Below are 17,605 nucleotides of genomic sequence, written 5' to 3' on the forward strand. Positions count from 1 at the left end.
CTGGTCAAGCTAGTGAGGGCGGCTCGTCCGCGACATGGTTGCCTCCCACACAAGGCCCGCTTTGAAGGTGGTGAAACCGAACAGGTCCAGCACGCGGCGGACCTGGGGCTGGGTGCGGTGCAGGTCGAACGACTTGCCGTTGTAGTGCGCGGCGCACAGCAGGAGCAGGAGGCTGCGCAGGCCACTCGCGGACAGGAACGTCACGTCGGCCAGGTCGATCGACACGCGGCTGGTGGCGGTGTCGGTGATGCCGGGCAGGACGGCGGCGAAGAACAGGTCGCACGTCGTCACGTCCATCTCGCCGCGGCAGGTGGCCACGAACTGGGTACCCGTGCGCTTCGTCCGCACGGCGAACGGGCTGGTCTCACAGGCGCTCATCGCACCACTTCAGCGCACCCGGAACGCACGCGATAGCAGCGGAAACGAAGACACCGGCCGCGAAAGCGAAGCGTCCTCAGCCTGACCGCAGGGTCTGCGAGGGCGACACCCCGTAGGCGGAGCGGTAGTGGGCGGCGAAGACACTCGGACGGGCGTAGCCCCAACGGGCGGCGATGGCCGTGACGGAACCGTTCGCGGCGCGCAGGTCGGCATCGGCACACGAGAGGCGTACGCGTCGGAGGTACGCCATCGGCGTCATGTCCAGGTGACGGCGGAACGCCAGCTGTATCGCACGGATGGACACTCGTGCGGCGTGTGCGATGTCCGCGGCGGTGATGTCGTCAGCGGCGTTGTCCTCGATGTACGCGACCGCACGCCGCACGGTCAGAGGATGCGCATCACGCCGATCCGCAACGGACTCGTTGAGCGCGTTGGTAGGAAATGCAGCCAGTGTCGTGGCCACGAGCAGACGGGTCGCGTTGGCCACCACGAGCGGCGAGCCAGCGAACACCGGTAGCACCTCATCGCGCAGGTGCACGCACGTGGATCGCCACGCGGCAGCAGCCTGAGGCGAGAGAGGACGGCAGCCGGCGAAGCTCACCCCGTCGGCGATCTCGTCGAGCACCTCCTGGCTCAGCACGACCATCGACACCTCGGGGTCGTCGATCGCCGCACCGAACGGCCGGTCCGGCGGCGCGCTGAGGAACACGTCGCCCGATCGCGACAACCGGTCCTCACCGTCCGAACTGTGCCGGATCCACCCGGACTCCAGGTATCCGAACACGTAGTTGCCCAGCGGCTCCCCGGTCGCCTCGAGCCCGATGTGGCCGCTGATCCGGTCGAACCGGACACGCCCGAGCATTCGCGAGGTCATCCTCATCAGCGACCGATCGCGCCCACCGTCGATGCGTATCCGGCTGTACGCCGCGCTGAGGACCTCGTGTGCCGCGTCCAAGTCGGTCACTTCGACGACCTGCTCCACAAGCTGCACGATCCTCGTCCGACGCGGCGGTGTCCATCGGCAGTACGGATCATTCCTCTGGCACGGTGGGCTCATGCTCCACACCGACGAGGCCACCCTCCACCAGGCCGCCCGCGACTACGGCGGCCTGGTCCACCACCGCCCCGCCGCGGTGCTGCGCCGGTCCGGCATCGCCGAGATCAGCGCGGTGCTCCGGGAGAACGCGCTGGTCGTGCCGCGCGGTGCCGGGCACTCGCTGGACGGCCAGGCGCAGGCGTTGAACGGCGTGGTGGTCGACATGACCGGGCTCGACACGATCCACGAGGTCCGCTCCGACCGCGTGGTCGTCGACGCGGGCGCGAAGTGGAGCGACGTGTTGCGCGCCACGCTCCCCCGCGGCCTCACCCCGCCCGTGCTCACCGACTACCTCGAACTCACCGTGGGCGGCACGCTCTCGGTCGGCGGGCTGGGCGGCGCGAGCCAGCACTTCGGCGCGCAGACCGACAACGTGCTCGCGCTCGACGTCCTCACGCCGTCCGGAGAGCTCGTCAGCTGCGGCCCCGCCCACCCCGTGCTGGCCGGGCGCGGGCGCAACGGGATCATCATACGAGCCACCCTGAGGTTGGTGCCCGCGCCCGAAACCGTGCAGTGGCACCGGCTCCGCTACAGCTCGGTCGCGCAACTCGTCGCGGACCAGCGCCTGCTCATCGACGCCGGCTCGTTCGACTACCTGGAGGGCCAGCTCAAGGTCCGCGACGGGCGGCGGGTCCGCGAGCTCGAAGCTGTCAGCCATTCTGGTGCGAGTCTCGACGGCCTCGAGTTCGACGACGCCGACACGCACGTCACCAGCTACTGGGACTTCGTGAATCGGCTCGCGGCAAGCGAACCAGTGCTCCGGGAAGCCGGTCTCCGGGAGTCTCCGCATCCGTGGTGCAACCTGTTCGTGCCCGATCACGCGGTCGAGGAAGTGCTGCGGCATCTGGAGACCGAGGACGAAGACCTGTACAGCGACTTCGGGCTCGTCCTCGCCTATCCACTGCGGCCGGAACGGATCAGCGCGCTCGAGCTGCCGGCCGGAGAGCTCGTGTTCCTCGTCGCCGCGCTGAGGTATGCGTCAGACCAAGAAACAGCGCGGCCCATGGTGGAAGCCAACGACGTGCTGACGAAAATGGTGCTGCGGGCAGGCGGAACGCTCTACCTCGATCCTTTGTAGAGCGTTCCGCCGGGCGAGCTCAGACCCGGACGAGCGTGGCCAGCGCGGCCTGACCCTGCTGGTTCGGGTGGAACACGGCTTCCGGCCCCTCCTGACCGGGCGCCAGCGCGTCGAACCCGCGCAGGTACGGCGTGCCCGCCTCGCAGAGGGCATGACCGTCGAACCTGTCCGGATAGGCGAACGGGCTGGCGAAGACCACGCCCTTGTGCGCAGCGGTGGAGCGCAGCGTGGCGTCGAGGCCGTCCGCGACCTTGTTGCCCTCACGTCGTTCCGCGGCGGTGAGGATGCCGTCGCCGCAGACCGGGTCGAGCGTCGCGCCGGGAGGGTTGTCCGAAGTGGACACCTGACGGCCGTAGCCGACCAGGATCACCCGCGCGTACGGGCTGCGCTTGCGGATTTCGGTGAGCAGCGCGGAAACGTTGCGGCCCATGGCAGGCAGCTTCGCCAGGATCGCCTCGGTGGGTGCGCCGGCGCAGTCGGCCTGGATGCACGTGCCGCCGTAGTCCGCGTAGTCGATGTCGTTGGTGCCGATGGAGAGCAGCACCACGTCGGTGTCGCGCCTCAGCGAGTCGAGCTGCGCCGGGCGGTCCTTGAACGGGCGGGACAGGTCGGCGGTGGCGGCGCCGCTGCAGGTGACGTTCGTCAACGACCTGAGCCTGCCCTGGGCGCGCAGGCGGGCGGCCACCTGTTCGCCGTAGGAGTTGTTGCTGCGCCAGCAGTTGCCGGCGGTGCCGTCTTGATAGGCGCCGGCTCCCGTACCGGACGCGTAGGAGTCGCCCAGCAGCACGAGGGAAGCCGGGCGGGCGGCGTGAGCGGTCGGAGCGATCCCCAGTGCGGCCAAAACAGCCGTGAGGACAACAACAGTTCTCTTCATCGAACCCCCAATGTCGATGTTGTTCCCAGCGCCATCCTGCCCGAACCGGAACGGACTGCGCCGCGAAACGGGGAAAGCGCTAGCGTGGAAGGCATGAAGACGGCGTTGCTGATCGTCGACATGCAGGAAGTGCTGATCCCGGTGGTGTGGCAGGGGCCGGAGCTGGCGGACCGGATCGCCGAGCTCGCGGACCGGGCGCGCACGAACGGCGTGCAGGTCATCGCGCTGCAGCAGGTCGGCGGCCCGATGTTCGAACCGGGCGCACCGGGCACGGAACTCTCCCGGCGCCTCAGGCTGCGGCCAGAGGACACGGTCATCCGGAAGACCGCGACCGACGGCTTCTACGAGAGCGGTCTGCACCAAGCCCTCGAAGACGCCGGCACCATCGTCCTCACCGGCGTCGGCACCGACTACTGCGTCGACGCGACCGTGCGGGCGGCCGTCAGCCGCGGGTTCGACGTGATCCTGGTCGAGGACGGGCACTCGACGGTGCCGGACCCCGAAGCCGGGCTCACCGCCGAGCAGATCATCGCCAGGCACAACCGGATCCTCAGCAACGCCGTCCACCCCGGCGGAACCGTGAAAGTGCGCCCAGCAGGCAAGATCTTCACCTGAACTCGGTGACAAACAGGTGAAACCGTTGCCGCCGATAGGCGCACGACCTGGGTCGCACGAGGTCCTGTGGTACGTCGCGTTCAACACTCACACCGCGGCGAGCACCGCGGAGATCTCTTCCAGCAGCACCGTCTTGCGCGCGTTGGGCAGGAACGAGGCCAGCACGGCGTTTTCAGCCAGCCGCGCCACTTCCGCGTGACTCAGCGCCAGCGTCGAGGCCACGGCCAGGTACTCGCCTTCCAGCGTGGCGCCGAAGAACGGCGGGTCGTCGGTGTTCAGCGTGACGACGATTCCGGCGTCGAGCATCTGCCGCACCGGATGGTCCGCGATCGACGCGACCTGCCGGGTGCGGACGTTCGACGTCGGGCACACCTCCAGCGGAATCCCTTTCAACGCGAGGTGTTCGACCAGCGCGGGATCCTGGACGCAGCTCGTGCCGTGCCCGATCCGCTCGGCCTTCAGGTCGCGCAACGCGGACCAGATCGTCTCCGGGCCGGTGGTCTCCCCCGCGTGCGGCACGCCGTGCAGACCCGCTTCCCTTGCGGCGTCGAAGAAAGGCGCGAACTGGGCCCGGCCGACGCCGGCCTCGGGACCGGCGAGCCCGAACGAGACCAGGCCTTCTGGACGTTCGGTGAGCGCGAACGCCAAGGTTTCCCGCGCGGCCGCCAGGCCCTTCTCACCGGGAATGTCGAAGCACCAGGCCAAATCAACGCCCGACGACAAGGCCTCTGCACGGCCGGAGGCGAGGCCGGCGAACACCTCGTCCGCGGACAAGCCGTCCAGCACGTGGTTGTACGGCGTCACGGTCACCTCGGCGTACCGGACGTTCTGCGCCGCCAGGTCACGGGCCAGGCCCACGACGAGCGCGTGGATGTCGGCGCGGCCCTTCAGCATCGACTGGACGGCCCAGTAGACCTTCAGGAAGTGGTCGAAGTTTCGGAACGTGTAGAACCGCTCCAGTTCGGCGCGGCCGGTGGGCACGCCTGCCTCGGGGTGGCGGCGGGCCAGTTCCAGCACGGTGTCGATGCCGGCCGAGCCGACGAGGTGGAGGTGCAGCTCCACTTTGGGCAGGGCGTGGATGAACGAGCGCATGGCGAAGCTCCCTGGGAAGAACGGTGAAGGGTGCCGGGAAGAACGGGACGACTCAGGGAGCGAGGTCGCCGCGTTCGGTGTCAGCGCCGTAGAGCGGCAGCTTGAAGTCCGGCACGATCTCGAACGTAGCAGCTTCGGGATCGCCACAGCGAAACCGCGTTCAACGGCTCGCTCGGACGGTCGGCGTCGTGCGCAGCGCGGGCGAAGGCATGCCTCCACTGCACGCCCGCACGCGCGAGGGCCGTTTACGAACTCCGAACTCCGTGCGCCCGGTTCTTGCCACCGTTCGTGCGTAACCAAATCACGATGTTGAACGACTTCTCCTCGGGAGCGTGGTGTCGTGACGAGCGGGGGTACGGGCGTGGGGCGGCGGCTGGCGCTGTTGATCGCCACCTACGCGTACCAGGATCCCGGGCTGCGAAGGCTCACCGCGCCCGCCCACGACGCCGAAGCGCTGGCCGGAGTGCTGGCCGATCCCCGGATCGCCGGGTTCGAGGTCACCACGCTGATCAACGAGCCGCACCACGTCGTCGGCGCCGCCATCGGTGCCTTCTACCGGGATCTGCGGCGCGACGACCTCACGTTGCTCTACTTCACCGGCCACGGCCTCAAGGACGACGCCGGGCGGCTGTACCTGGCGATGGCCGACACGCGACGCGACAACCTGCTGTTCACCGGGCTCGCGGCCGAGCGGATCGACCAGGCGATGGAGGGCTGCGTCTCCCGGCAGAAGGTCCTCGTCCTCGACTGCTGCTACAGCGGCGCGTTCCCGGCCGGGTGGCTGGCCAAGGGCGACAGGGACGTGCACACGCTGGAGCGGTTCGGCGGCCGGGGCCGGACCGTGCTCACCGCGTCCGACGCCACCCAGTACTCGTTCGAGGGCACCAACCGTCCCCGTGGCGAGGCGCCGAGGTCCGTCTTCACCCGGCACCTGGTCGCCGGCCTGCGCGACGGCAGCGCGGACCTCGACGGAGACGGCGACATCACGCTCGACGAGCTGTACGGCTACGTCTACGACCGGGTCGTGGAGGAGCGGCCGGAACAACGGCCCAAGAAGCAGGACAACGTCGAGGGCCGCACGGTCATCGCCCGCAACGTGAACTGGGCGCTGCCTGCCCACCTGCGCCACGCGATCGGCAGTTCCGCGGCTGCTGACCGGCGATCCGCGCTGGGCGGGCTCGCGCACCTGCACCGGATCGGCAACGACCACGTGCGCGCGCAGGTGCTGGACCAGGTAGGGCGCCTCGCTCAGGATCACGACGAGCAGGTGTCCGCGGCGGCGGTCGAGTTGTGGCGCTCGGTCGCGGTGGGAGGCGAGGAGCCGCCCGCGCCGCAACCTCCGCCCGCCGAGCCGCCCACGCCCACGACCACGACCACGACCACGCCGACCAGGCGCCGTCGGTGGTCGTACCTCGCCGGTGGCGTCCTCGCAGCGGCAGCGGCACTGTTGACGGCCGCTGGAACCACATCGGGACTGGGCAGCCTGGTCTCGGTGATCGCCGCCTACGTCGTCGCGTTCCTGGCAGCGGCCGTGTACGTGCTCGTGCCGCGGACCAATGCATTGATCGGCGCCGGGCTGCTCCTCGGCCTGGCGATCGCCGCGATCTGGGGCGGTGTCGCGTTCGGCCTCGATCTCCCCGGATTTCCTTGGCATCACGAGGTCCTGCTGCGCACCCCGGCCGGCCTGGTCCTCTTCTACCTCGCCGCGGCCGTGGTCGTGGCGCCCGTGTTCCGCACGCGCGAGGTGCGTCTGCGACGAACGCACGCCTCCCTGCCGTGGCCACAGGTCGGATCGATCGCCCTGGTCACGTCCGGCGTGGCCGCAGCCCTGCTCCAGATTCACCTGGAGAACCAGCTCTTCCGTTCGAGCTTCCTGGTGGCAGCAGTCGTCACGGCGACCACGCCGCTCCTCGTCGCGGTGCTGACGCCGCGCAAGTTCGCACTGTCGGTGTTGACGGGGTCCGCGGCCGGACTGTGGGTCGTGTTCGCGGCGGCCGGTGCCGATGTCGACTACGCGGGTGCCGGCTACGCCAGGGTCAGCACGCTGTCCCTGATGTGGCTGGGCCTGGCCGTCCTGGTGCTCACGCTGGTGACCGCGGGCCTCGCCCTGCACGCCGCACGGGGCCACCTCCTGGCACTCCGCCTCCGGATACTCGCGTACCTCGCCGTGTTCGTTCTGCTCGCCGCGCAAGGCGTCTACGGCTACACCACCCACGTGGACCGCAGCGGTGCGACCGTCCTCGCGCACGAGAGCGAGGTGGTCGGCGTGGCGTACGACCCCCAGGGCAACACCCTGACGACGGTCACCACCCGCAGCAAGGTGAGAGTCTGGGATTTGGCCACCCACCGGACCGCACGCGAGTTCAACGCCGACTACGACGCACTGGTCAGTTTCAGCCACGACACCAGATTCGTCGCGATGGCCAGGCGGGACCACCGGACCGTGACGGTGTGGAACACCACCACCGGTAAGGCCACCGCGACGCTCACCGCCCAGCAGCCCGTCCAAGCCGTCGCGCTGAGTCCCGACGGCAGCACCGTCGCCGCGGCCGTCGGCCAGGACGGCACGTGGCTGTGGAGCACGAGCACCGGCGAGCAGGTGACCACCCTGCCCGAGGCGTACAACGCCGGGCCCGTCGACCTGGCGTTCAGTCCCAACGGCAACTCGATCGCCACCGTGGGCCACAAGGACAGGGACATCCGGATCTGGAACATCCGCAACAGCGCGGTCGCCCTGACCATCGAGCCGGACCGCGGCGGTCCGTTCGGGCGGATCCTGTTCAGTCCTGACAACGAGACGCTCGCCACCAGCAACTGGCGCAGCGGCGTGGCGGAGGTGTGGAACCTCTACGCCCGCACTCCGATCGCCGCGGCGGTCGACGGGACGACCGATGTCCGCGCGTTCAGCCCGAACGGCCGCTACTTCGCGACCGTCGGCACGGACAACGACACCGGCGATCACCGTGCACGGGTGCGAAGCACGGTCGACGGAACCGTGACGGCCACCCTCGACGGGCACACCGATCAGGTGTGGTGCGCGGCTTTCAGCCCGGACGGGAACACCGTCGCCACGGGCAGCGCCGACAACACCGTGCGCCTGTGGGACGCCGCAACCGGCCAACCCAAGTAGCTCGGGCCAAATGTGGTGGACCCGTTCCGCTTCCGGTGATTGTCTGGCTCGGTGATCGCTGAGCACGTGCTGGAGATCCTGGCCGCCCTGGACGGCAACGAGGTCTGGATCGGCGGCGGCTGGGGTGTCGACGCGTTGGTGGGCGAGCAGACCCGGCCGCACGACGACCTCGATCTGATGCACCGCGAGGAACAGGAGCCCGCGGTGCTCGACGCCCTGGCCGCGCTGGGGTTCGTCGAAACGCTTTCGTGGCGGCCGGTGCGGTTCGTGCTCACCGACGCGGGAGGCCGCGAGATCGACCTGCACCCGCTCCGCTTCTCCCCTGACGGCAGCGCCGAACAGTCCTCACTCACCGTCGAACCGTTTCGCTACCCGGCGGAGTGCTTCGTCACCGGCACGATCCTCGGCATCGCCGTGCCCTGCCTGTCCGTCGAGCAACAGCTGTACTTCCACCAGGGCTACGAACCGCGTGAACGCGATCTGCACGACCTGACGTTGCTGCGAGCGCTCTCCGAATTGTGAACTCAGGTCGTAGGCCAACCGCACGCAGGCCATACCGCCGTTCGTCGTCACGAGCGATTTGAAATACCAATGGAGACGGGCGGCAAAAAGGGCATTCTTTTGCTGCACGCATTCCTGATGACAGCAGCGGTCATTCTCCTGTAATCGAAGTTCCAGCAGGTCAGAGCGCAGAGATGGCAATATCGGTTGGATACGAACCAGTTTTGGGCTTTCCGGAACGCGGAGAGGTTCAGTTCTTTCCCCAGTTTCTCGCGGCTTAGAACTCGCACCTCCCCCGCATTGCCGCCGACCGAACATTCGACCGAAGAGGACGCGATGACGACTGCCTCGAAACCGGACGCCGCGCTCGACGCGATGAGACCCGTGTTGCCGGCCGACCTGATGGAGCGCGCGAGCACGTTCGACCCGGCGCCGCGACTGGCCCGCCTCAGCGCGGAAGGCCCCATCCACAAGGTCGAGCACCACGACGAGCCGCTCTGGCTCGTCACCGGGCAGGACGCCGCACGTGCCCTGCTGTCCGACCCGCGGATGAGCGCGGACCGGTTCAAGGTCAAGCGGTTGCGGGACAAGCTCGACCCGGCGATGCGCGACAAGTTCGCGGGCGCCGAGAGCCGGGCCGGGTCGTTCATCACGACCGACCCGCCCGAGCACACCCGGTACCGCAGGCTGCTGGCCCGGCAGTTCACGATGCGCCGGATGCGGGCGCTCACCGAGCAGATCGAGGCGATCGTCAAGGACCGCATCGACGTCCTGGTGGCCGCGGGGCCGCCGTCGGACCTGATCCGCGACTTCGCGCTGCCGGTGCCGTCACTGGTGATCTGCGAGCTGCTCGGCGTGCCGGTCGAGGATCGCGGGCACTTCCAGGACGACACGATCGAGCTGCTGGACATGGCGACCGACCTGGAGGGCCTGATCGAGGTCGGCACCCGCATGCACCGCTACATGTGGGGCCTGGTGCAGCAGAAGCGCGCCGGCCGCGAGGACGACCTGCTGTCCGAACTGGCGCACACCAGCGACATGTCCGACGACGAGATGGTCGGCCTGGCGAACCTGCTGCTGATCGCCGGACACGAGACGACGACGAACATGCTCGGCCTGGGCGTGCTCGCGTTGCTGGACCATCCCGCGCAGCTGAAGGCGTTGCGCGACAACCCCGGCGAGCTGATGGAGACCGCGGTCGAGGAGATGCTCAGGTATCTGTCCATTGTGGATACCGGGATCGTGCGCTATGCGTTGCAGGACGTGCGGATCGGCGACGTGACGATCAACGAGGGCGACACGGTGATGTGCTCGGTGATCGCCACCAACCGCGACCCGGCAGAGTGCCCGCGGCCGGAGGAGTTCCGCATCGACCGGCCCCGCGGCAGGCACCTGTCGTTCGGCCACGGCGTGCACCAGTGCCTGGGCAACGAGCTCGCGCGCATCGAGATGTCCGTGAGCTTCCGCGAGCTGCTTCGCAGGCTGCCCGGAATCCGGCTCGCCGTGCCCGCCGAGGACGTGCGCGTGCGGACGACGTCGACGATCTTCGGCGTCAAACATCTGCCGATCGCCTGGGACGTCTGAGAAACTCGCTGGCCGCGGGGTTTAGCGTGGGGTTCGTGAAGGGGTTCAATCCGAGTTTCGGTCCCGAAACAGCCCGTACCTACGACAACTCGCTCCGCGGCGACGAGGCGGACACCGTCCGGTTCCTCGCGGGGTTCGGCAAGTCGGCACTGGAGTTCGCGGTCGGCACCGGCCGCATCGCGTTGCCACTGGCACAAGCCGGTGTCGCCGTGGACGGCATCGAGCTCTCGCCGGACATGGTGGCGCGCATGCGGGAGAAACCCGGCGGTGGCGACATCGACGTGACGATCGGCGACATGTCCCGCGCGGGCACCGACCGCACGTACGACCTCGTGTACCTGGTCTACAACACGATCTGCAACCTGCTCACCCAGGACGACCAGGTGCGCTGCTTCGAGAACGCGGCACGCCACCTCGCGCCCGGCGGCGTGTTCGTGATCGAGTCCGGCCTGCCGGGCTGGGCCGCACGGCCACGCCACCAGTTCATCGACGTGGAGACCTTGGAGATCGACCGGGTCGGGTTCGACGTGAACCGCTACGACCCGGTCACCCAGCTGCTCGACGAGAATCACGTGGAGATCACCGCGGACGGCATCCGGTTCGGCCCGATCCGGCAGCGGCTCACCTACCCGGCCGAGTTCGATCTCATGGCACGCATCGCGGGGCTGAGGCTGCGCGACCGATGGGGCGGCTGGAACGGCGAACCGTTCACCGCCGACAGCAGGCGGCACGTGAGCGTGTACGAGGCCGCCGCGTAACGTTCTTGCCCGACGGTCGAGTTCCTCTGTGTCCACTCGAAGCGGACACGGAGGAGCCGACAATGATCGCAGTCGTTCCGGTGAAGTACGCGGCCACGGACAGCGTCTGGACGCAGGAGCAGTTCGAGAACTGGATGCGGCCCGGCATCGACTACAGCATGGGCGACTTCTGGTGGCGGTCCTCCCGCGGGCACTTCGACGTGAGCAGCCAGGTGTTCGACCCGATCACGATCCACGACCCCGGCCCGATCTCGACCGAGGCCAAGCGCAACGACCTGCACGAGCTCGTGGTGAAAACCGCCGTGCAGGTCGACTTCGCGTTCGTGGACGTCCTGCTGATCTGGATGGCGCGCCCGACCGGCTGGTGGGGCGGGTACGACGTGCTCGTGCCGTCCGCCGACGGTGGCGAACGAGTCGTCAAGGTGACGGTGGTCGACTCCATCACCCCGTTCGACGTGGCCGCCGAGGAGCTCGGCCACGGCTACGGCCTCGCCCACGAGCTCGGCACCGACGGCTCGGACTACGGCTCGCCGTACTCCTCGATGAGCGCGCGCGTCTACGGCCCGGCCAGGGAAAACCAGCCGAGCTTCATCCGCCTGGCCAGCCCGAAACTGCCGGACGGCGGGCCGAACACGCAGTGGCCGCACGTCGGGCAGCCCGCGAACCGGATCATCGGGCCGATGATGTGCGCGGCACAGCTGCACCGCGAGCAGGCGTTCCGCGACAGCTCGTCCGTCGTCAACCTCCGCGACCTGCCGGCCACCGTCCGGCTGTATGCGCTGAACTACATGGCCGCGGGACCGGGCAAGCCGGTGCTGATCTCGTTCCCGCGCAAGGGCCGCGTGTTCTTCGTCGAGCTGCGGCAGAAACGCGGCTACGACCAGGGGATCACGTACGAGGCCGTGGTCGTGCACTCGAAGGGGCCGGACGGCCGGATCCGGTACGAGGGCGCGGCACAGCTGGTGGTGGGCGACCGTCCGTTCGCCGTGGGCGACTTCGCGTTGCGGATCCTCAGCGTGGGCAGCGAGTTCGTCGACGTCGAGGTGCGCGCCGGTGCGATCGTCTCGTTCCCGATCCGCGGCGTGCTGCTCGCGGGCGGGTTCCGCACTCAGCACCAACTGAACCTCATGCTGCCAGAGGACATGCGCAACACGTTGATCGTCGAGATGACCGCCCGCAGCAAGCAGAACGACTACCAGCGCTACGACAGCGAGACGCTCGCGGGCATGGGTGCAGTGCTGGTCTTCTTGCGCCGCAACGGACTCCGTGACGACGCCGCGCTGAAGTCCATGACCGCCGACGACATGCGCAACGTGCTCATCGTCGAACTCGGCGCGCAGACCGGGCTCGGCCGTGAGCTGCAGGGGTACACGAACCTGCAGCTGGTCCAGATCGGACTGGGCAGCGACCTCGCCCGGCGCGGGGTCGGCACAGCGCCGTTCTACGTCCGCGGGGTGTTGCTGGCCGGGCGTTTCCGGACGCAGCACCAGCTCAACACCATGTCCAACGACGACATGCGCAACACGTTGATCGTGGTGATGACTTCGCTGTCGAACCAGACCGACTACCAGGCCTACAACGACGCTGATCTGGCCGGAGTCGGTGCGGTCATGGTGTTCCTGCGGGAGAACGGGCTGCGGGGTGACGCCGACCTCAAGAAGATGTCCGCCGACGACCAGCGCAATGTGGCGATCGTGGAACTGAAGGCGCAGACCGGCCGCAACCTGCAGGGGTTGTCCAACATCGACCTGGCGCTCACCGCGTTAGGAGTTGAACGCTTCTAGCGCCTCGGCCTTGATCTGCTCGAACTGCGCCGCCATCGCCTCCGACAGGGCCTGCGCGGCCGAGAGCGGGCGCACCATCACGGTGAACTCGTCGATCAGGCCGTCCGCGTCGAGGTGCAGGAAGTCGCAGCCCTGGATCTCCTTGCCGCCCACCTCCGCCCGGAACACCAGCGCGTGGTTCTCCCCGTCGATGATCTCGCGCTCGTAGCGGAAGTTCTCGAACACGCGCATGACGCCGCGCAGGATCGCGGCCGTCAGGGGCTTGCCGGGGTACGGCGCGAAGGCGACCGGGCTGGTGAACACCACGGTGTCGGCCAGGCAGGCGGCCATCGCGTCGGTGTCACGTGCTTCTACTGCCTTGCGGAACGCGCTCACGGCCACCTACTAAACTTGTTGACTAGGTCGAGGCACCGTAACCTGCTCGTATGTCGCTGCGCAATGCCGTGATGGCCACTCTGCTCGACGGGGAGGCGTCCGGCTACGACCTGGCCAAGGCGTTCGACGCCTCGGTGGCGAACTTCTGGATGTGCACGCCGCAGCAGCTCTACCGCGAGCTGGATCGGATGGAGGCCGACGGGCTGGTCTCCGCACGAACCGTTCAGCAGGAGAAGCGGCCGAACAAGAGGTTGTTCTCGCTCACCGCATCCGGTCTCGAAGCTCTGGCCGGGTTCACGGAGGCGGAGCACAAACCGACCGCGATTCGCGACGAGCTGCTGGTCGCGGTGATGGCTGCGGACGCCAACGCCGAGGCGGTCAAGGCGTCGCTGCGGGAACGCAAGCAGTGGGCCGAGGCCAAGATCGCGCGGTACGAGCGGCTCAAGGCCAAACTGCTCGGCAACCGCACTGAGGAAGAGTTCCTCGGCGAGGCGGAACGGGTCGGGCCGTACCTGACCCTGTTGCGCGGCTTGTCGTTCGAGCGGGACAACGCGCGGTGGTGTGCGCGTTGCCTCACGGTGCTGGAGCGGCGTGGTGCCCGGCTCGACGCGTCCACGTGAGGTTGAATCGGGTGCATGAACGGCATTTCGGTGTTGCAGGAGGCTCTCAGCGCGCCCGCGGAAGAGGCGCGGAACCGGTTCGCGGGGCGGCTCAACGGATACCTCGAGGGGTCCGACGTGGTGCACGCCGTGCGGTTGCAGGGGTGGCTCGGCCTGGAGGTGCCGGGGCCCGGCTGTCACGTCGGCACCGGCAGCTGGGACTTCACCCGGTTCAAGGCGACGACGTCACCGGTCACGTGCGGGCGGTGCCGGAGTGCGGGGTTGCTGACGAGCTCGTTCACGGGTGGCCCGCATCAGCAGACCCTCGACTTGGAAGGGATCTGAAGGCGGGCACGACGGTCACCCGCACGCGTCGCGGTTGCGCAGGCCCATGCCGGTCAGCGCGGCCATGCCGAGGCGTTCGTAGTACGGCCGCAACGACTCGTCGCAGGTGAGGTCGATCGAGTAGAGGTGCGACGCCTCGGCCACGATCCGGCGCATCAGCTCGGTGCCCATGCCCTGCCCCTGGTACTCCGGACGCACCTCCAGCCACGGGATGAACGCGGTCAGCACGCCATCGCTGATCATGTTCACGAACCCGGCGACCTGACCCTCGGCACGCGCGATGACCACGCGGTAGCTCCCGCGCAGCACGGCGAGGTGCTGCGCAGCAGACGGCGGCTTCGGCCACCCGACGAAGAACCCGGCCAGGTCGTCCACCGCGAGATCGCCGATGTCCGTGGTGTAAGAGATCACAATGCTCATTTTCCGGTCACGGCGATGAACCGTCCACAGGGTTATTCCGTGGGTGTGGTTTCGGCCTGACTGGCGGTTAAGCTCCGCGCGTGACCCTGCCATCAGCCCCGTTGCGCCGTGCGCGCTGTGCGGTTGCCGGCGTGGTCACGGGAGCGCTCGCCGTTCTGGCGCACTCGACCGCGGACGGCCACTTCCCCGACGCCGGTCTGGCGTTATCGCTGGTCGCCCTGCTCACGTGGGCCTGTGCCGGTTTCGCACGGCACGAGCTGACACCGGGCCGGATGCTCCTGCTGATCGGCGGCGGCCAGCTCGCGATGCACTTCATGATGTCGCTCGCGGCATCCAGGCACGAGCACGCGGACCCGTCGCGCATGGTCGCCGCACACATCGCGGCCACCGCGCTGACCGTCGTCGTGCTCGCGGCAGCCGAACGCACTGTGCTCGCACTGGCCCGCGCCGTCGCGTCGGTGCTCCCCCGCAGGCTCACTTCCCTGCCCGCCACGGCGCCGCTCGTCGTGGCCACCCCGCGCATCCTTCCCGCGGTGGTCGTCTTCCTGGACGTGCTGTCGTGGCGCGGTCCTCCGGCTGAACAGGTCTGAAACCCCTTTCACAGGGCCGTCTCGAGACGGTCCTGCACCTGTTCACGCCCATTGGGAGAGCCATGTCCACCACAACGGCTCCGTCACGCACATCGTTCGCGTGGCGGGGACTCCTGATGCGCCTGCACTTCTACGCAGGCGTCCTCGTCGGCCCGTTCATCCTGGTCGCCGCGCTGACCGGTGTCCTGTACGCCCTCACTCCGCAGCTGGAGTCGTGGGTCTACTCCGATCAGCTCCGCGTTCCCGTTACCACGCAACAACTCCCGCTCGCCAAGCAGGTCGACGCCGCACTCGCCACGTCGCCCAACGGTTCCTTGGTCGCCGTCCGACCGGCGCCCGGACCCGGTGACACGACTCGTGTCCTGTTCGCGGAGAAGGGACTCGGCGAGTCCGAACGCCGTGCGGTGTTCGTCGATCCCGGCACCGGACGTGTCACCGGCGATCTCGTCGTCTACGGAACGAGCGGCGTGCTGCCGTTGCGCACCACGCTGGATCAGTTGCACCGCAACCTGATGCTCGGCGAACCCGGACGCCTCTACAGCGAGCTCGCCGCGTCGTGGCTTTGGGTCGTCGCGTTGGGCGGCCTCGTGCTGTGGATCAGCAGGGCGCGCAACAGCAAACGCATCCGCACGCACGGTCTGATCGGTGTGTGGGTGCTCGTCGGCGCGTTGTTCTTGTCCGCCACGGGTCTCACGTGGTCTGCGTACGCGGGCGAGAACGTCTCCAAGCTCCGCGAAGCCTTCAGCTGGACCACGCCGCAGCTCAAGATGCCCGGCGCCGGCGAGCACAGCGAACACGGCTCCAGCACTCCGGCCGCAGGCGGTCACGGCGACGTCGACAACGTCCTCGGCATCGCCCGGCTGGCCGGCATCGACGCCAAGCCCGTCGAGATCGGCCTGCCCACGGCACCGGGCGGTGCGTGGAAGGTCGCGGAGATCGGCCGTGGCTGGCCGACGCAGGTCGACTCGGTCGCGGTGCACGGCGGCGAGGTCGTCAGCTCGGTGAAGTTCGCCGACTACCCGCTCGCCGCGAAGCTCACCAGGTGGGGCATCGACGCGCACATGGGCGTGCTGTTCGGGTGGCCGAACCAGTTGCTGTTGCTGCTGCTCGGCGGCGGGCTCGTGACGCTGGTCGTGCTCGGCTACCGGATGTGGTGGAAGCGCAGGCCCACACGGGGTTTCGGTCGTCCGACGCCGCGCGGCCAGTGGCGCAAGGCCCCGCCCGCCGCGCTGATCGGACTCGGGGCCGGAGCGCTGGCGGTGGGCTGGTTCGTGCCGCTGCTCGGCATCAGTCTCGTGGCGTTCCTGGTGATCGACGCCACGCTCGGCAGGAGGGCGAAGACGAGCTGACTCCTTGTGCTACCTGGACATTTACGCGATATTGATGCGTAGGTGCGCCGGGAAGCCTGGTCGGCCCGCACGTCACAACGCGTGACGGCGGAGAGCAGACGAGGGGTGCGCCGATGACGCCCATACCTCATGCCGTTCCTCAGATCGACGATCCCCGGATCGCGCACGCGCTGGCGTCCCGCTGGCGCCGGACGAGGACGTTGCTGCTGCTCTCCGCCGGGCTGTTGCCCGCGGCGACTGGTCTGATCTGCGTCGCGCTGGCCGGGATCGCCCCGGTCTGGTGGGCGGCGATCCCTGCCGTCACGGCGGTCGCGTGTGCCGGTGTGCTGCTGACGTGGTTGCGGCGCAACGGGTTGAACGACCCGTACTCGTGGTTGCCCGCCACTGTGCTGATGACCGGAACACAGCTCGTGCTCGGCGTGTTACCGGGCTCGGCGATAGCGCTGCGGCTCACCCCGCACGCGGCGCTGGCGGTCAAAGCGTTGTGCGCCCTGGGAATGCTCAGCGCGGGGTCGTCCGGGGTGCTCGCGAGGATGGCCCGCCGGACGTTGCTCGACTCGCCGCTGCTCGAACTCGGGTCGACCGGCTTTCCGCTGGTGCTGGCTGGTCCGGCACACGTGGTGATCGGAAACGACCGCATCGACTGGAAGGGCGCTCGGGTCTCGTTCGACCGGATCGGGCACGTGAGCACCGAGGCGAGCGGTCTGGTGCTGCACACCGCGTCCGGGGCGTGGACGGTTCCGGTGGCGGACCCCGCCGCCGCGCACGCGTTGCTGCGCCGCCGTCTCGCCTGGTGGGAAGAACAGCGGTTGGTCGCCGCCGAGCACGAACGCCGGCACTACCTCGATCTGGTCGCGTCCCTCGCGGAGATCAGCGGGGTCGGCATGCGGGGTGGCGTCGGCGTCACCGTCGACTCGAACGGCGTGACCACGGGAATCGCGCTCAGCCCGGCCGTGCGTGATCTTGACCCCGATGTGCTGGCCGCGCGGTTGATGGACTGCGCCGAGCGGGCCCGTTCGGACGCCCGCAGGCAGGTC

18 protein-coding genes are annotated in these 17,605 nt (G+C 68.8%); 12 read left to right on the forward strand and 6 right to left on the reverse strand.

The features are described from left to right. Positions 1-9: 9 nt before the first annotated feature. The gene (locus UK23_RS22025; protein ID WP_045313478.1) at positions 10-378 is read right to left on the reverse strand and encodes an STAS domain-containing protein; all 369 of its coding nucleotides are present in this window, start codon (positions 376-378) and stop codon (positions 10-12) included. A 76-nt stretch (positions 379-454) separates the two neighbouring features. Beyond that, positions 455-1,342, reverse strand: coding sequence for a helix-turn-helix transcriptional regulator (locus UK23_RS22030; protein ID WP_231114618.1), 888 nt, complete (start codon positions 1,340-1,342; stop codon positions 455-457). Positions 1,343-1,433: 91 nt separating this feature from the next. Here UK23_RS22030 and UK23_RS22035 point away from each other — a divergent pair, with 91 nt between their 5' ends. After that, complete coding sequence (locus UK23_RS22035) at positions 1,434-2,552, forward strand: FAD-binding protein (protein WP_045313480.1); 1,119 nt, start codon at positions 1,434-1,436, stop codon at positions 2,550-2,552. A gap of 19 nt (positions 2,553-2,571) precedes the next feature. On the opposite strand, the gene UK23_RS22040 is transcribed toward UK23_RS22035, so the two are convergent. Continuing rightward, entirely contained in the window at positions 2,572-3,426 is an 855-nt protein-coding gene (locus tag UK23_RS22040) for an SGNH/GDSL hydrolase family protein (RefSeq protein WP_082114865.1), read from the reverse strand. 93 nt (positions 3,427-3,519) lie between these two features. On the opposite strand from UK23_RS22040, the gene UK23_RS22045 reads away from it, so the two are divergent. After that, positions 3,520-4,041: an isochorismatase family protein gene (locus UK23_RS22045; RefSeq protein ID WP_052684926.1), complete on the forward strand. Its 522-nt coding sequence runs from the start codon at positions 3,520-3,522 to the stop codon at positions 4,039-4,041. A gap of 87 nt (positions 4,042-4,128) precedes the next feature. Here UK23_RS22045 and add read toward each other — a convergent pair whose 3' ends face one another. Further along, entirely contained in the window at positions 4,129-5,133 is a 1,005-nt protein-coding gene (gene add / locus UK23_RS22050) for an adenosine deaminase (protein ID WP_045313482.1), read from the reverse strand. Between the two features lie 340 nt (positions 5,134-5,473). Here add and UK23_RS48850 point away from each other — a divergent pair, with 340 nt between their 5' ends. The 5 genes from UK23_RS48850 (at position 5,474) to UK23_RS22075 (ending at position 12,890) form a co-directional block, all read left to right on the forward strand. Beyond that, on the forward strand, positions 5,474-8,263 hold the full coding sequence (locus UK23_RS48850) for a caspase, EACC1-associated type (protein WP_156213301.1): 2,790 nt from the start codon (positions 5,474-5,476) through the stop codon (positions 8,261-8,263). A gap of 51 nt (positions 8,264-8,314) precedes the next feature. After that, complete coding sequence (locus tag UK23_RS22060) at positions 8,315-8,785, forward strand: nucleotidyltransferase domain-containing protein (RefSeq protein WP_045313483.1); 471 nt, start codon at positions 8,315-8,317, stop codon at positions 8,783-8,785. A 315-nt stretch (positions 8,786-9,100) separates the two neighbouring features. Then, positions 9,101-10,348: a cytochrome P450 gene (locus UK23_RS22065; protein WP_045313484.1), complete on the forward strand. Its 1,248-nt coding sequence runs from the start codon at positions 9,101-9,103 to the stop codon at positions 10,346-10,348. 35 nt (positions 10,349-10,383) lie between these two features. After that, positions 10,384-11,106 carry a class I SAM-dependent DNA methyltransferase gene (locus UK23_RS22070; RefSeq protein ID WP_045313499.1) on the forward strand — a complete coding sequence of 241 codons (723 nt, stop codon included), beginning with the start codon at positions 10,384-10,386 and terminating at the stop codon, positions 11,104-11,106. Between the two features lie 62 nt (positions 11,107-11,168). After that, complete coding sequence (locus UK23_RS22075; protein ID WP_045313485.1) at positions 11,169-12,890, forward strand: hypothetical protein; 1,722 nt, start codon at positions 11,169-11,171, stop codon at positions 12,888-12,890. On the opposite strand, the gene UK23_RS22080 is transcribed toward UK23_RS22075, so the two are convergent. Beyond that, the gene (locus tag UK23_RS22080) at positions 12,870-13,265 is read right to left on the reverse strand and encodes a nuclear transport factor 2 family protein (RefSeq protein ID WP_045313500.1); all 396 of its coding nucleotides are present in this window, start codon (positions 13,263-13,265) and stop codon (positions 12,870-12,872) included. The two genes, UK23_RS22075 and UK23_RS22080, sit on opposite strands and share 21 nt — an antisense overlap. Before the next feature lie 50 nt (positions 13,266-13,315). Between UK23_RS22080 and UK23_RS22085 the strand changes: the two genes are divergently transcribed. Both UK23_RS22085 and UK23_RS22090 read left to right on the forward strand, forming a co-directional pair. Beyond that, positions 13,316-13,885: a PadR family transcriptional regulator gene (locus UK23_RS22085; RefSeq protein ID WP_045313486.1), complete on the forward strand. Its 570-nt coding sequence runs from the start codon at positions 13,316-13,318 to the stop codon at positions 13,883-13,885. A 15-nt stretch (positions 13,886-13,900) separates the two neighbouring features. Next, positions 13,901-14,209 carry a hypothetical protein gene (locus UK23_RS22090; RefSeq protein WP_045313487.1) on the forward strand — a complete coding sequence of 103 codons (309 nt, stop codon included), beginning with the start codon at positions 13,901-13,903 and terminating at the stop codon, positions 14,207-14,209. A gap of 15 nt (positions 14,210-14,224) precedes the next feature. Here UK23_RS22090 and UK23_RS22095 read toward each other — a convergent pair whose 3' ends face one another. Further along, entirely contained in the window at positions 14,225-14,620 is a 396-nt protein-coding gene (locus tag UK23_RS22095) for a GNAT family N-acetyltransferase (RefSeq protein WP_196777819.1), read from the reverse strand. 89 nt (positions 14,621-14,709) lie between these two features. Here UK23_RS22095 and UK23_RS22100 point away from each other — a divergent pair, with 89 nt between their 5' ends. The 3 genes from UK23_RS22100 to UK23_RS22110 form a co-directional block, all read left to right on the forward strand. Then, positions 14,710-15,219 (forward strand): hypothetical protein, encoded by a 510-nt coding sequence (locus UK23_RS22100; RefSeq protein ID WP_156213302.1) that lies wholly within the window; start codon positions 14,710-14,712, stop codon positions 15,217-15,219. Positions 15,220-15,269: 50 nt separating this feature from the next. Then, positions 15,270-16,568: a PepSY-associated TM helix domain-containing protein gene (locus UK23_RS22105; RefSeq protein WP_156213303.1), complete on the forward strand. Its 1,299-nt coding sequence runs from the start codon at positions 15,270-15,272 to the stop codon at positions 16,566-16,568. 113 nt (positions 16,569-16,681) lie between these two features. Beyond that, positions 16,682-17,605 (forward strand): hypothetical protein (locus tag UK23_RS22110; protein ID WP_045313491.1); only part of this gene is annotated, 924 nt, incomplete at its 3' end.

Source organism: Lentzea aerocolonigenes (genome assembly GCF_000955955.1).
Lineage (GTDB): Bacteria > Actinomycetota > Actinomycetes > Mycobacteriales > Pseudonocardiaceae > Lentzea > Lentzea aerocolonigenes_A.

Excerpts from the sequence above, each read along its gene's own strand:
- UK23_RS22090 (WP_045313487.1), top strand. The coding sequence starts at position 13,901 with ATGAACGGCATTTCGGTGTTGCAGGAGGCTCTCAGCGCGCCCGCGGAA.
- add (WP_045313482.1), bottom strand. The coding sequence starts at position 5,133 with ATGCGCTCGTTCATCCACGCCCTGCCCAAAGTGGAGCTGCACCTCCAC.
- UK23_RS22040 (WP_082114865.1), bottom strand. The coding sequence starts at position 3,426 with ATGAAGAGAACTGTTGTTGTCCTCACGGCTGTTTTGGCCGCACTGGGG.
- UK23_RS22035 (WP_045313480.1), top strand. The coding sequence starts at position 1,434 with ATGCTCCACACCGACGAGGCCACCCTCCACCAGGCCGCCCGCGACTAC.
- UK23_RS22045 (WP_052684926.1), top strand. The coding sequence starts at position 3,520 with ATGAAGACGGCGTTGCTGATCGTCGACATGCAGGAAGTGCTGATCCCG.
- UK23_RS22075 (WP_045313485.1), top strand. The coding sequence starts at position 11,169 with ATGATCGCAGTCGTTCCGGTGAAGTACGCGGCCACGGACAGCGTCTGG.
- UK23_RS22085 (WP_045313486.1), top strand. The coding sequence starts at position 13,316 with ATGTCGCTGCGCAATGCCGTGATGGCCACTCTGCTCGACGGGGAGGCG.
- UK23_RS22025 (WP_045313478.1), bottom strand. The coding sequence starts at position 378 with ATGAGCGCCTGTGAGACCAGCCCGTTCGCCGTGCGGACGAAGCGCACG.
- UK23_RS22065 (WP_045313484.1), top strand. The coding sequence starts at position 9,101 with ATGACGACTGCCTCGAAACCGGACGCCGCGCTCGACGCGATGAGACCC.